The sequence below is a fragment of the Delftia sp. DT-2 genome, from assembly GCF_028401915.1.
GTDB classification, from domain to species: domain Bacteria; phylum Pseudomonadota; class Gammaproteobacteria; order Burkholderiales; family Burkholderiaceae_C; genus Comamonas; species Comamonas tsuruhatensis.
The window spans coordinates 152,964-166,458 of record NZ_JAQOTI010000004.1; the positions used below are offsets into that span (position 1 = coordinate 152,964).

Sequence of the window (13,495 nt, forward strand, 5' to 3'; positions counted from 1 at the left end):
TTCGGACTGGCGCTGTTTTCATTTGCCGGCCGATGCGCCGGTTGATGTACCTGCCGATGCGCCCCCACCGCTGGCCGTCTTCTCCAGCAGCGCCAGCCTGCGCCTGACGGCCTGGGCCTTGTCCACCTCGCCCGCCTGATCATGGGCCCTGGCCTGCAGCTGCAGCCAGGCCATCACCGCACGGCGCCAACCCTGGGCCGAGGCGGTCTCGGCACCCAGCTCCAGCAACTGCGGCTGTGCCGCCCCCGCCCGCAAGGCCGCGCCGGCCGCCACCAGCCGGGGCAGCGGCTCCTTGATGGCGCCCACGGCGGCCAACGCCGAGGCAGGCACACCCAGCAACGCCTGCGCCACGGGGCGCTGTAGTTCCGGCAATAGCGCAATGTCTTCGGGCCGGGGCCTGCCTTGCAAATAGCGCGCATAGGCGGCCTCCGCCGGCGCCGCGTCAAGCGCCAGCGCCTGGTAGCCGGGGCAGTCGTCCCATTCGAGACTGGCCACCTGGGCCGCGCAGCGCATCAGCTCCAGACGCGCGGCCAGGTCGGTGCGGCCCGTGGCGGCCACTTCGGCGCGGGCCTTGTCCCATTCCAGGGCCTGCACGCGCTGGCGGCCTTCCAGGTAGGCGGTGGAGGCGCGCTGGGACGCAGATTCGGCATTCAGCGCCCAGTCCGGTGCGGGCGGGCGGCTGCTGCAGCCGGCCAGCACCACGGTCAGCACGGCGCCGGCATGGCGCGCCAGGAGGGTTGCGGCAGAAAGTTTCTTGGCGGCAGCACTCATGGCAGCTTCAACTCCGGTTGATGGGCAAACGGCCACTTGCGCTGCAGGTCGGCCAGCACGCCTTCCAGGCGGCGCAGGTTGCCCTCCACCTCGGCGCGCAGGGCACCCAGGTCCGCCGTGGCCTCGCGCGCATTGGAGCCCACGGCCTGGGCCTCGGCCAGCACGGCGTCCACCTTGCCCAGCGTGCGGCGCGTGTCGGCCAGCAGGCCGTTGAGCTGCACCACGGTGGAACGCACCTCGGGCATGACGCCGCCGGCGTCGAACACTTGGCTGTCGGCCCGCGCCACCATGCGCTCCATGCGGGCCAGCGTAGCATTGGCGCGGTCCAGCAGGGCCGTGACCTTGCGCGCCTCCTGCTCGCTGCCCATGACCACGCCCAGCACGCCGCCCGGCCCCTGGGCCCGGCCGGCCAGGCCGCGCAGCTCGGTCAGCGACCCGCCCAGGGCCGAATCCGGCGCGGTGAGCTGGGCGATGTTGCCCAGCACTTCCTTGGCCGTGGACATGATCTGCGGCAGCTCGGCCGTGGCATCGCCGCGCAGCACGGGGCGCACGGCCTCGTCGGGCAGCGGCGGATCGCTGAGGATGCCGCTGTAGGCCTTGATGGTGGTGCCACCCACCAGCCCCTTGACCAGGGTGAAGACGCTGGACTCGCGCAGCCAGTGCGCGTCCTTGCGCGGCACGTCGATGAGGATGCGCACATTGCCGTCCTCGGCCAGCTCGATGCGGCGCACGCGCCCGATCGGAAAGCCCGAGAAAGTCATGTCCATGCCCACGCTCACGCCCTCGGAGTCGTCGGCCGTGAGCACCAGGCGCTGCGTGGCGTCGAACACGCCGCGCGAGTACAGCAGGTACAGGGCCGATCCAAGAATCAGCACCAGCGTGAACAGCAGCAGGCCCGCGGCCTTGGCGCGCAGGTGCGCCACGGGCTTGAGGGCCTCGATTTCCTCGCCGTCCCAGGGGTCTGGCGGCGTGCGCCGCGTATCGGTCATGGCATTCCTTGTTCTGGCACGGGCCTTGCCGTGCATGTGGGGTTCGTGGAGTTCAGCGGGCGTGCTCAGTAGTAGTTGCCCATGAGCGAGATCACCTCGATCACCAGCAGCACGGCAAACATGCGCGCAAAGCCGCCCAGCGCCGCGCCGCCGAGCCGGTGGCGCCGCAGCGGCGCATACAGGCCGGAAGCCATGGGCATGATGGCCACGGTGAGGCTGAAGAACCAGGTCTTGAGCACGAAGACCAGGGTCACGGCCGGCGTGAAGATCTGGCCGAAGATGCGCGTGTAGCCGGGCAGGCCCGCCAGCGTGAAGCCATAGACACTCAGGTAGACGGTGACCAGGGCCACCACGCAGCTGAGCACGGCCAGCGTGACCGAGGCAAACACGCCACCGGCGGCGCGCGGCACCAGGGCCATGCGCAGCGGATCGGAGCCGCGCTCCTGCCAGGCCTGGAGCTGGCCCCGCGCGCGCAGCTGCGCAATCAGCGTGCCGTTGGGAATGGTGCAGCGCATGGCCACGAACAGCGCGGCCGTCAGCGGGATCAGCTCGATCACCAGCACGCGCACCACCATCTCCAGCGCATAGCGCGACAGCCCATAGCTCAGCGCCGTGACGATGACGATGCGCGTGATGACCGCGCACAGCAGGGCCGCAAGCGCCGTGAAACCCAGCAGGATGGGGCCGGTCTGCACATAGATCTGGTGCGCCATGGCACGCCGCGCGCCGCGCCGGTAGCTGGAAGGGGACATGGCCAGCACCAGCAGCACGGCGCCCAGGTAGACGCTGCGCCACCAGGCCAGCGCATGGTCGCGCAGCGCCGCCCAGATGCGGTCGGGAAGGGACAGGGCTGCGTGGCTGAGGCTCATCGGTCGATGATAGCGAGCCGTACCGGGACGGTCCGTCGGACGCCGGCGCAAGACAGGCAGCCGCGGACGGCGCTACACATGGCGCTTGGCGCCGGAGCTGCCCAGGGCAGGCGCCAGCGGCTCGTCGGCCTGGGCATGCAGGGCCTCGATCAGATGGCAGTAGCTGGCCGACCCGTCGCACTGGCTGCGCAGTTGCATCAGCTCATGCTCCAGCGCGCGCAGCTCGGCCAGGCGCTCGCGCACATGGCCCAGGTGCGCATCCAGGGTTTCGTTGGCGGCCACGCAGTCGGCCTTGCTGGCGCCGTCCAGCGCCAGCAGGGTGCGCACCTCGTCCAGCGACATGTCCATGGCGCGGCACAGGCGGATGAAGCGCAGCCGGTGCACATCGCTGTCGCTGTACAGCCGGTACTGGTTGTCCTCGCGCACGCCCGCGCTCAGCAGCCTTTCCTTCTCGTAGTAGCGGATGTTGGCGGCGGCCACGCCGGAACGCTTGGCCGCCTCGCCGATGCGCCAGCGCGCAGATTCATGCTGTGACATGCTTGACCTTGAAGTGACTTCACCGTTTCCAATGCTCGCATGAACTCCAATCGCCTGCCAAGCCCTCAGGGCAACGAGGCCCTGAAAGCCTTCCCAGCCCATTCCACGCCCGCCTCGACTTCGCCGTCTTCCGCCTGCGGCACCGATTGCTGCGCGCCCTTCACCATCACCCAGCCCACGCCGGCCCGCAAGAAGGCCCATGGCCACTCGCATGCGCACGGCGAGGGCCACGATCACGCCCACGCCCATGACCACGACCATGACCACGGTCACGACGAGAGCGATCCCCATGCCGGCCACGACCACAGCGTGCTGCCCGGCTGGCCGCGCATCACGGCCGCGCTGATTGCAGCCGTGCTGGCCGAAGCCGCCCACTGGCTCAGCGGCTCCCAGGGCGGCGTGCCGGCCCTGCAATACGGCGGCATGGCCGCGGCCGTGCTGGCCATTGCCCTGTCGGGCCTGGGCGTCTACAAGGCCGGCATCCACGACGTGCTGCGCCTAAAGCTGGGCATCCATGCGCTGATGGCCATTGCCGTCACGGGAGCCTTCGCCATCGGCCAGTGGCCCGAGGCCGCCATGGTCATGGCCCTGTACGCCGCGGCAGAGCGCATCGAGGACCAGGCCATGGACCGCGCGCGCAATGCCATCCGCAGCCTGCTGCAGATGGCGCCCGAGACGGCCGACGTCCTGCAGCCCGACGGCAGCGTTCAGCGCGTGGCGGCCGCCGACGTGGCGCTGGACGCCACCGTGCGCGTGGCCCCCGGCGCGCGCGTGCCGCTGGACGGCGTGGTCCTGCGAGGCCAAAGCTCAGTCAACCAGGCGCCCATCACCGGAGAAAGCGCCCTGGCCGACAAGGCCCCGGGCGACGAGCTCTACGCCGGCAGCATCAACCAGGATGGCGAGCTGCAGATGCGCGTCACCTCGGCGGCCAATGACAGCCTGATCGCGCGCATCGTCCACGCCGTGGAGCAGGCCCAGGCCTCCAAGGCGCCCACCCAGCGCTTCGTCGATCGCTTTGCCGCCGTCTACACGCCCATCGTGCTGGTGCTGGCCATTGCGCTGGCGGTGCTGGCGCCGCTGGTCATGGACTGGAGCTGGCATGACGCGGCCTACCAGGCGCTGGCCCTGCTGGTCATCTCCTGCCCCTGCGCCCTCGTGCTGTCCACCCCCGTCACCGTGGTCAGCGCGCTCACGGCGGCTGCACGCCGCGGCCTGCTGATCAAGGGCGGCCAGGCGCTGGAATCGGCGCGCAAGCTGCGCGCCATTGCCCTGGACAAGACCGGCACGCTGACCACGGGCAGCCCGAAGCTGGTCGAATGGAAGTCCTGGAGCGAAGAGGATGCAGCCCGGGACGCCGCCCCTGGCCCCGCCCTGCCCGCCGCGCGCGCCCTGGCCCTGGCCGGCCGCTCGGACCACCCGGTCTCGCGCGCCATTGCTTCCGGCCTCCAGGCCGACGCCGCCGTGGCCGCCGATGCCGCGCGGGCCTCGGTCAGCAAGCTGCTGGCCCTGCCCGGCCGTGGCGTGCAGGCCGAGATCGACGGCCAGCTCTGGACCCTGGCCAACCTGCGCTGGGTGCAGGAGCAAGGCTGGGACAGCGCCGCGCTGCGTGCCAGCCTGGCCACCCATGAGGCCCAGGGCCGCACCGTGACCCTGCTGGCCAACAGCAGCGGCGTGCGGGCCCTGTTCGCCGTGGCCGACCCGCTGCGGCCTCAGGCCCGCGAGGCCGTGGCACGCCTGCAGGCCCTGGGCGTGCAGCCCGTGGTGCTCAGCGGCGACAACACGGCCACCGTGCGCTCCATCGCTGCCGAAGCCGGCATCCAGGACGCACGCGGCGGCCTGCTGCCCCAGGACAAGCTCGACGCACTGGCCGAGCTGCAACGCACCCGCGGCCCCACCGCCATGACGGGCGACGGCATCAACGACGCACCGGCACTGGCCCAGGCCGACATCGGCTTTGCCATGGGCGGCATGCACAGCACGGGCATGGCCATGGAAACCGCCGACGTGGTGCTGATGAACGACGACCTGCGCCGCCTGCCCGAAGTGGTGGAACTGTCGCGCAGCGCCCACGCCGTGCTCTGGCAGAACATCGCCCTGTCGTTGGGCGTCAAGCTGGTGTTCTTCGCGCTGGCCCTGGCCGGCAACGCCAGCATGTGGCTGGCCGTGCTGGCGGACATGGGCGTGAGCCTGCTGGTGGTCGGCAACGGCCTGCGGCTGCGCCGCTGGGGCAGCGACAGGGAGGCGGCATGACCGACGCCCAGCGCCGCGCCGCCTTCACCCACCTGCTGCACAGCTTCCGTTCAAGCCAGGACCAGGCGCCCGCACAGCGCTGGCTGCTGCTGGAGGCCAGCCATGTGCTGGGCCAGCAGCTGCTGGGCCTGCACTGGCGATCCCACTGCTGGATGCTGCGCCACGCGCTGCAGCTGCGCGACGGCAGGGAGGTCGCCGGCCAGCTGCTGCGCCTGGCCCTGGTGCCCGCAGGCCATCTGCTGGACCGGCTGCCGCGCGGCAACACCGGCCGCACCACGGTGCCGGCCACCCTGCCCATGGACATGCCACCCGCCATATCGGCGCTGATCGCCGAGGCACTGCGCACCACGCGCCGCCCGCCCGGGCAGAGGGCCCGCACCTGAGGAACTTCGCGGCACCGTCCGGTATCATCCATGCCTATGCGTCGCCCCTTGTCCATTGTCCTGGTCTTGCTGCTGGTCCTTCGTGGCCTGCTGGGCGACGCCATGGCCATGGGGGCTGCGCCCGTCATGTCGGCCCTGGCGCCGGCTGCCGCATCTGCGCCAGCGTTGGATCCGGCGTCGGCACTCCACCACCATGCGCCCGAAATCGCGCGGGAAGTCGCGCTGGAAATCACGCAATCGCCGGACAGCCCCGAGCAGCATCACGCGGCGCACGCCGCAGACCACGGCCCGGATCACGCATCACACGCCGAGCACAGTGCAGGCTGCGCTCCCCAGGCGGGCGGCAGCTGCGGCGAACATGAACATGGGCCCAGCTGCACCCTGTGCGGCATCTGCCATTCGGCCCTTTTCACCCCTGGCCAGATCGGTTCGGACGGCGCTGCGCCGTCCGCCGCACTGCGCCCCCAAGGCAGCACGCGCTTTGCCAGCGCGGCCAAGCTGCAGGCCATCAAGCCACCCATTTCCTGAAGCCTGACGCCCGAAGTGCGTCCGCGCCATCCCTGCCGCCCGTCCATGGGCAGCCCGTTCTCGGGCATGGCAGGGCGCTTGGCTGCGGATGCGTCACCCGTTACGCATTCAGGAGATCACCATGCGCCGCGCGCATTTTCTCGCCCCCCTCATCCCCCTCATCCATTTCGGGCTGGCGGCCCTTGCCGTCTCCAGCCCCGCGGCCTGGGCCCAGGTCCATGACGGCAAGCATCCGCCGGCCTCTTCGTCCGCAGGCCTGACCGGCGCCATCGATCCGGCAGCCGCCAGCCTGCCCCTGCGCCATGCGGCCCTGCCGCCCAGCGGCGCCGTGGAAACCGAACTGACCGACTGGCGCCAGGCCAATGCCGCCGTGGCCGAGTTTCCCAACGGCCATGTGGACATCCTGCGCTGGGAGGCGGCCCAGGCCGGCCGATCCACGCCTGCGCCGTCCCCGCACGGCTCTCACATGCAGCACGGAGGCCGGCCATGAAGCGCACCGTCTTCGCCCCCACCCGGCTGGTCGGCGCCATGGCTGCCGTGCTGGCCCTGGCCGGCTGCGCCAGCATCTCGCCCGACGGCCTGCGCGGCGCGGTTCAGTCCCATACCGCCAGCCGCCTGCCGGACGGCGCCCAGCTGCCGCCAACCGATCTGCAGGCCCGCGACGCGGCGCAGCAGCGCATCGACGAGTGGCTGCGCCAGCCGCTGGACATGGACCAGTCCGTGCGCATCGCACTGCTCAACAATCCCGGCCTGCAGGCGCGCCTGGCGCAACTGGGCGTGCAGGATGCAGACCGCGTGCAGGCCCTGACGCTGCCCAACCCCACGCTGACCCTGGGCCGCATGGTCAGCAGCGACGAGCGCGAGACCGAGCGCCAGCTGAGCTTTGGCCTGATCAGCCTGATCACCCTGCCCTGGCGCAGTCGCTGGCAGGGCATGCAGATGGAACAGGCCACGCTGACCGCCGCGCAGGACGTGCTGCGGCTGGCCGCCGACACGCGCCGCGCCTGGCTGCGCGCCGTGGCCGCACGCCAGCAGTTGGCGTCCAGCGAGCGCATGCACGAGGCGGCCGAGGCCGGTGCCGAGCTGGCGCGGCGCATGGCCCGCGTGGGCAACTTCAGCCGGCTGCAGCAGGCGCGCGAGCTCAGCATCCAGCAGGACACCGCAGCGCAGCTGGCGCGTGCGCGCCTGGCCGCCACGGCCGAGCATGAGCAACTGGCCCGCCTGATGGGCCTGTGGGGACGGCGCATCGATTTCAAGCTGCCCGACCAGTTGCCCGCCATCCCGCAGGCCGCCACGCAGTTGCGCGCCGGGGACGATGCCGAGGCCACCGCGCTGCGCGAGCGCCTGGACCTGCGCGCCCTGCGCCGCGACCTGGACCATCTGGGCGAGCGCCGGGGCTGGGCGCGCGCCGGCGCCATCTTCGGCGACATCGGCCTGGGCTACAGCCGCAACACCGCCACGGACCGGGCCACTGGCCACAGCGATGTGACACGCGGCTGGGAGATCGACCTGCCCGTGCCGCTGTTCGACTGGGGCGGCGCTGCCAGCGGCCGCGCGCGCGCCGAGCTGCAGCGCAGCGCGGCCCAGCTGCAGCAAGGCGCCATCCAGGCTCGCGCCGAGGCGCGCAGCAGCTGGATGCGCTACCGCACGGCCTGGGACCTGGCCCACCAGCAGCAGGCCGAGGTGCTGCCGCTGCGCCGCTTCATCCAGGACGAAACCATGCTTCGCTACAACGGCATGTTCGTCAGCGTCTGGCAATTGCTGGCCGAGGCCCGCAGCAGCGCCCAGGCCGTGGCCACCGCCACCGATGCGCAGCGCGACTTCTGGCTGGCAGAGACCGACCTGCAGCTGGCACTGACCGGCACGTCGCCGGGAGCCATCCAGGCTGCCGCCAGCGCTGCCGCGCCCACTCCCACCAACGAAGCGAGCCACTGACATGAACCGCCGCAATTTCTTCACCGGCGCCGCCGTGGCCGCCGTCTCCAGTGCCGCCGTCAGCCGCGCGGCCCTGGCCGCCCTGCCCGAGGCAGCGACCCAGTCCTCGGCCGAAACCGCCGCCCCGCTGGCCCCGCCCAACGGCCGCCCCTACCGCCCCGTGGTCACGCTCAACGGCTGGACCACCCCCTGGCGCATGAACGCAGGCGTCAAGGAATTCCACCTGGTGGCCGAGCCCGTGGTGCGCGAGGTGGCGCCGGGCTTCTTCGTCAACATGTGGGGCTACAACGGCCAGAGCCCCGGCCCCACCATCGAGGTGGTGGAAGGCGACCAGGTCCGCATCTTCGTGACCAACCGCCTGCCCGAGCACACCACCGTGCACTGGCACGGCCAGCGCCTGCCCAACGGCATGGACGGCGTGGGCGGCCTGACCCAGCCGCACATCCCGCCCGGCAAGACCTTCGTCTACGAGTTCACGGCGCGCCGCCCCGGCACCTTCATGTACCACCCGCATGCCGACGAGATGGTGCAGATGGCCATGGGCATGATGGGGCTGTGGATCACGCACCCGAAGGCCGCGCACCCGCAGATTGCCGAGGTCCAGCGCGACTACGCCTTCCTGCTGTCGGCCTACGACGTGGAGCCCGGCTCCATGACGCCGCGCGTGGCCGAGATGACGGACTTCAACATCTGGACCTTCAACAGCCGGGTGTTCCCCGCCATCAGCCCCGTCGTCGCCAGGCGCGGCGACCGGGTGCGCCTGCGCGTGGGCAACCTGACCATGACCAACCACCCCATCCACCTGCACGGCCACGAATTCGAGGTCACGGGCACGGACGGCGGCCCCGTGCCCCGGTCCGCGCGCTGGCCCGAGGTGACCACCGACGTGGCCGTGGGCCAGATGCGCCAAGTGGAGTTCATCGCCGACGAGCTGGGCGACTGGGCCCTGCACTGCCACAAGAGCCACCACACCATGGGCGCCATGGGCCACGACACGCCGACCATGATCGGCGTGGACCACCGGGGCCTGGTCGGCAAGATCCAGAAGATCGTGCCCGACTACATGGTCATGGGCGAGCGCGGCATGGGCGACATGGCCGCCATGGAAATGCCGCTGCCCGACAACACCTTCCCGATGATGACGGGCACGGGCCCCTTCGGCCCCCTCGAGATGGGCGGCATGTTCACCACCCTCAAGGTGCGCGAGCAGCTGGGCGCCAACGACTACGGCGACCCGGGCTGGTTCAATCACCCCAAGGGCCGCGTGGCCTATGAATGGAAGGGGCCGGCGGCCGAGGCCTCCGCGCCGCGCCAGACCACGCCCGGCCAGTCCCCCGGCGCACCCAGCGTGCGCAAGCCCGGTGCGGGCCATGAGCACCACTGATGCCATCCAAGGAGCACCTCATGAACACCTTTGCCCTCCTCCTCGCCACCGCACTGCTCGCCGGCCCCGCTGCCGTCTTCGCCCATGGCAGCGAAACCCACGATGACGCTCCCAAGGCCGCCGCGGTCAAGGAGCAAAAGCCCTGGGGCATTGCCGGCGATGCCTCGGCCGCCCGGCGCACCATCACCCTGGACATGAGCGACAACATGCGCTTCACGCCAGAGCGCATCAGCGTCAAGCGCGGCGAGACGGTGCGCCTGCGCGTGGCCAACAAGGGCCAGGTCATGCACGAGATCGTGCTGGGCACACCGGCCTCGCTGGACGAGCACGCGCAGATGATGCTCAAGTTTCCCACCATGGAGCACGGCGAGCCCTACATGGCCCATGTCTCGCCCGGCAAATCCGGCGACCTGGTCTGGAATTTCAACCGCGAAGGCAGCTTCGACTTTGCCTGCCTCATCCCCGGCCACTACCAGGCCGGCATGCGCGGAACCATCACGGTGACGCAATGAGCGCGCCACTTCTTCCCCCTTCAGGAGCACCCCATGAAACATGAACGCATGGCATCCGCCCACCCGCGCCGCAGTGCGCTGCGCCGCATGGCCCTGGCCTGCACGGCATTCGCCGCCCCTTCGCTGTGGGCGGCTGCACCCACGGTGCCCAAAGAAGCACCCAGCACCCGCATCCCCGTCGAGGTCTGGAAGGACCCCAACTGCGGCTGCTGCCAGGACTGGGTGGTGCACATGGAGCACAACGGCTTTGCCGTCACCGTGCACGACACCGGCAACAACGCCGTGCGCGCCAGGCTAGGCATTCCGGCGCGCCTGGGCTCCTGCCACACGGCCCTGGTCGAAGGCTATGCGCTCGAAGGCCATGTGCCTGCGGCAGACGTGCACAAGCTGCTCAAGCAAAAGCCCAAGGCGGTGGGCATTGCCGTGCCCGGCATGCCCGTGGGCAGCCCTGGCATGGACGGCCCCGAGTACGGCGGCCGCAAGGACCCCTACGAGGTGCTGCTGATCACCAAGAACCTCATGAACAGCGACGTTTCCACCCGCACCTTCACCAGCTACCGCTGAACCCCGGAGCACACCATGCACAACACAGCCCTCCTTGTTTCCCGTACGTCCCGTACCGCCCTTGCCGTGCGCCTGGCCCTTGCCGCCGCGCTGATCCCGGCCTGGGCCGGTGCCCAGGCCACGGCCCACGACCATGCGGCGCATGGCGCGCAATCTGCCGAAACCGAACCTGCCGCCGCCAGCCAGGACCTCAGCGAAGGCGAGGTCACGCGCTGGGATGCACGCACCAGCAAGGTCACGCTGCGCCACGGCGAACTCAAGAACCTGGGCATGCCGCCCATGACCATGGTCTTCCAGCTGCGCGTGGCTGCACCCGAGCCCGCCCTCAAGGCGGGCGACAAGGTGCGCTTTCGCGCCGAGCAGGACCAGGGCGCCTTCGTGGTCACGCAGCTGGAAGTGCTGCGCTGAAGACCGGGTGCAGGGCTGTTGTTTCGGCTAAGGTGAAGGCCTGTCCATCACAGAGCAGAGCAGCGCATGCCAAGCACCGACTCAGACCCCGGCTCCATCACCCGCGTACAGGGCATCGAGGTAGGCCACCACACCGATGCCCGCCGCCCCACGGGCTGCACCGTCGTGCTGGCGCGCGGCGGTGCCGTGGGAGGCTGCGATGTGCGTGGCGCCGCCCCCGGCACCCGCGAGACCGACCTGCTGCATCCCTCCAACCTGGTGCAGCAGGTGCATGCCGTCATGCTCTCGGGCGGCAGCGCATGGGGGCTGGACGCGGCCAGCGGCGCCATGCGCTGGCTCGATGAGCAGGGAATAGGGCTGGATGTGGGCGTGGGCCGCGTGCCCATCGTGCCGGCCGCCGTGCTGTTCGACCTGGCGGTGGGCGACAGCCGCATCCGCCCGGGTGCCGATGCCGGCCATGCGGCCTGCCAGGCCGCCAGCGCCGCGCGGCCTGCCGAGGGCAATGTGGGCGCCGGCATGGGCGCCTGCGTGGGCAAGGTCTTCGGCATGGATCGCGCCATGAAGGGTGGCATCGGCACGGCCTCGCTCACCGTGCACGGCGTCACCGTGGGCGCGCTGATCGCCTGCAATGCCGTGGGCGATGTGGTCGATCCCCACAGCGGCGTGCTGCTGGCCGGCGCGCGCAGCCCCGATGGCCGCCAGCTGCACGACACCTGCCGTGCCTTGCTGCGCGGCGAAGAGCCCCGGCCGCTGCTGGCAGGCACCAACACCACCATCGGCGTGGTTGCCACCGATGCACGCATCACCAAGGCCCAGGCCCAGCGCCTGGCCGTGGTGGCCCATGACGGCCTGGCACGCGCCATACGACCCGTGCACACCATGAGCGATGGCGACACCCTGTTCGCCCTGGGCACGGGCCTGGCCGAGCACTCGCTGGGTATGCTGACCCTGTCCGCCATGGCCGCCGAGGCCGTGGCCCTGGCCACGGTGCGCGCCGTGCTGGCCGCGCAGTCGCTGACCACGGCCGAAGGGCTGGAGCTGCCCTGTGCCAGGGAGCTGGCCGCCTGCCGGCCCTGACCGGGTTCAGGCCTGCAGTGCCACCGCCCAGGCGTCGTAGCCGTAGACGCCATCGGCATTGCCACCGGCGCGCAGCCAGTTGTTGCCGCGCGAGCCGATCTGGATCTCGCTGGTGCGGTGCATGCGCATGGCCTGGTAGCGCGCCAGGGCAGCGGGCACCTGCTGCGATCCCTGGGCAGCGTCCAGGTTGCGCGCCAGCACCACGGCATCCTCGATGGCCATGCCCGCACCCTGGGCCATGAAGGGCATCATCGGGTGGCAGGCATCGCCCAGCAGCGTGATGCGGTCCTGCGACCAGGCCGGCAGGGGATCGCGCTCGTACAGCGCGGTCTTGAGCACCGTGTCGCAGGCGTCGAGCAGCGCCCGCGCGTCGGGATGGAAATCGGCATAGAAGCCGCGCAACTCCTCGACGCTGCCGGGCGTGGTCCAGGATTCCTCATGCCACGATTCCTGGGCCGTGGTGGCAAAGATGAAGGTATCGCGCCCCTGGTTCAGCGGAAAGGTCACGATCTGGCTTTGCGGCGTGGCGCCCCACCATTTGGTGAAGGCCTGGATGTCGGGCACATGGCGCACGCGCTCGGTAGGCACCACCGCGCGGAAGGCCACCACGCCCGTGAAGCGCGGGCTTTCGGCTCCGAACACGGCCGCGCGCACCACGGAGTGGATGCCGTCCGCGCCAATGAGTGCGTCCAGCCCGGCCACTTCGCTGCCATCGGTGAAGGCGATGTCCACGCCGTGCCCTGTCTGCGTGATCTGGCTGGCGCGCTTGCCCAACTGCACCTGGTCCAGCGGAAAGGCATCGGCCAGGGCCGCCAGCAGGTCCGCGCGGTGGATGGTGAGCTGGGGCGCGCCGTATTTGCGCTCGGCCTCGTCACCCATGGTCAGGCGTGAGGTTTCCTCGCCCGTGTCCCAGTTGCGGCTGATGCGGTGCGTGGGCCGTGCGGCGCTGGCACGCACGGCGGCGGCGATGTCGGCGCCCAGGCCATCGAGGGCGCGCACGGCATTGGGCGTGAGGTTGATGTCCGCGCCCACGCGCAGGAACTGCCGACTTTGCTCGAACACCAATACTTCATGCCCTGCCTGGTGCAGCGCATTGGCTGCCGCCAATCCGCCAATGCCTGCTCCGACGATGCCTATCCTCAAACGCGCCATGGTTCCTGTCTCCTGCTGGTGGGGTCTATTCGGTGGTGATGCGCCCCGTGATCCGGGGCGCATCGATGCAGGACATTGTCTTTTTGACGCGCCTCAAGCCTCAACCTCCGCAACGCCCGAATTGGGCACGATTCGT

General features: G+C 70.7%; 15 protein-coding genes. 10 read left to right on the forward strand and 5 right to left on the reverse strand.

Annotated elements, in window-relative coordinates; all coding sequences use genetic code 11:
- Positions 1-18: 18 nt before the first annotated feature.
- From PO605_RS07975 to PO605_RS07990, 4 genes are all read right to left on the reverse strand, one after another.
- Positions 19-771, reverse strand: a complete 753-nt coding sequence (locus PO605_RS07975) for a hypothetical protein (protein WP_272206225.1) — start codon at positions 769-771, stop codon at positions 19-21.
- Positions 768-1,760, reverse strand: a complete 993-nt coding sequence (locus PO605_RS07980) for an MlaD family protein (protein ID WP_013803088.1) — start codon at positions 1,758-1,760, stop codon at positions 768-770. The genes PO605_RS07975 and PO605_RS07980 overlap by 4 nt, the downstream gene beginning before the upstream one ends.
- Positions 1,761-1,825: 65 nt before the next feature.
- Positions 1,826-2,629, reverse strand: a complete 804-nt coding sequence (locus PO605_RS07985; protein WP_012204765.1) for an MlaE family ABC transporter permease — start codon at positions 2,627-2,629, stop codon at positions 1,826-1,828.
- Positions 2,630-2,701: 72 nt separating this feature from the next.
- A complete protein-coding gene (locus PO605_RS07990) occupies positions 2,702-3,166 on the reverse strand; it encodes a Cd(II)/Pb(II)-responsive transcriptional regulator (protein WP_012204764.1) in 465 nt (154 codons plus the stop codon).
- A 39-nt stretch (positions 3,167-3,205) separates the two neighbouring features.
- Here PO605_RS07990 and PO605_RS07995 point away from each other — a divergent pair, with 39 nt between their 5' ends.
- From PO605_RS07995 to PO605_RS08040, 10 genes are all read left to right on the forward strand, one after another.
- A complete protein-coding gene (locus tag PO605_RS07995; protein ID WP_272206226.1) occupies positions 3,206-5,416 on the forward strand; it encodes a heavy metal translocating P-type ATPase in 2,211 nt (736 codons plus the stop codon).
- Positions 5,413-5,799 carry a DUF3703 domain-containing protein gene (locus PO605_RS08000; RefSeq protein WP_016449914.1) on the forward strand — a complete coding sequence of 129 codons (387 nt, stop codon included), beginning with the start codon at positions 5,413-5,415 and terminating at the stop codon, positions 5,797-5,799. The genes PO605_RS07995 and PO605_RS08000 overlap by 4 nt, the downstream gene beginning before the upstream one ends.
- Positions 5,800-5,847: 48 nt before the next feature.
- Positions 5,848-6,327: a hypothetical protein gene (locus PO605_RS08005; RefSeq protein WP_231574568.1), complete on the forward strand. Its 480-nt coding sequence runs from the start codon at positions 5,848-5,850 to the stop codon at positions 6,325-6,327.
- Between the two features lie 121 nt (positions 6,328-6,448).
- Positions 6,449-6,817, forward strand: a complete 369-nt coding sequence (locus PO605_RS08010) for a hypothetical protein (RefSeq protein WP_047475138.1) — start codon at positions 6,449-6,451, stop codon at positions 6,815-6,817.
- Positions 6,814-8,262 (forward strand): TolC family protein, encoded by a 1,449-nt coding sequence (locus PO605_RS08015; RefSeq protein WP_272206227.1) that lies wholly within the window; start codon positions 6,814-6,816, stop codon positions 8,260-8,262. Before PO605_RS08010 ends, PO605_RS08015 begins: the two co-directional genes overlap by 4 nt.
- 1 nt (position 8,263) lies before the next feature.
- On the forward strand, positions 8,264-9,646 hold the full coding sequence (locus tag PO605_RS08020) for a multicopper oxidase family protein (protein ID WP_047474285.1): 1,383 nt from the start codon (positions 8,264-8,266) through the stop codon (positions 9,644-9,646).
- Positions 9,647-9,666: 20 nt separating this feature from the next.
- Positions 9,667-10,158, forward strand: coding sequence for a cupredoxin domain-containing protein (locus PO605_RS08025; RefSeq protein WP_047474288.1), 492 nt, complete (start codon positions 9,667-9,669; stop codon positions 10,156-10,158).
- 33 nt (positions 10,159-10,191) lie between these two features.
- The gene (locus tag PO605_RS08030) at positions 10,192-10,722 is read left to right on the forward strand and encodes a DUF411 domain-containing protein (RefSeq protein ID WP_047474283.1); all 531 of its coding nucleotides are present in this window, start codon (positions 10,192-10,194) and stop codon (positions 10,720-10,722) included.
- Between the two features lie 15 nt (positions 10,723-10,737).
- A complete protein-coding gene (locus PO605_RS08035; protein WP_047474281.1) occupies positions 10,738-11,130 on the forward strand; it encodes a copper-binding protein in 393 nt (130 codons plus the stop codon).
- A gap of 66 nt (positions 11,131-11,196) precedes the next feature.
- The gene (locus PO605_RS08040) at positions 11,197-12,207 is read left to right on the forward strand and encodes a P1 family peptidase (RefSeq protein ID WP_016449921.1); all 1,011 of its coding nucleotides are present in this window, start codon (positions 11,197-11,199) and stop codon (positions 12,205-12,207) included.
- 6 nt (positions 12,208-12,213) lie between these two features.
- Here the strand turns inward: PO605_RS08040 and PO605_RS08045 are convergent, their stop codons facing one another.
- Positions 12,214-13,359: an FAD-dependent monooxygenase gene (locus PO605_RS08045; protein WP_047468475.1), complete on the reverse strand. Its 1,146-nt coding sequence runs from the start codon at positions 13,357-13,359 to the stop codon at positions 12,214-12,216.
- Positions 13,360-13,495: the final 136 nt, after the last annotated feature.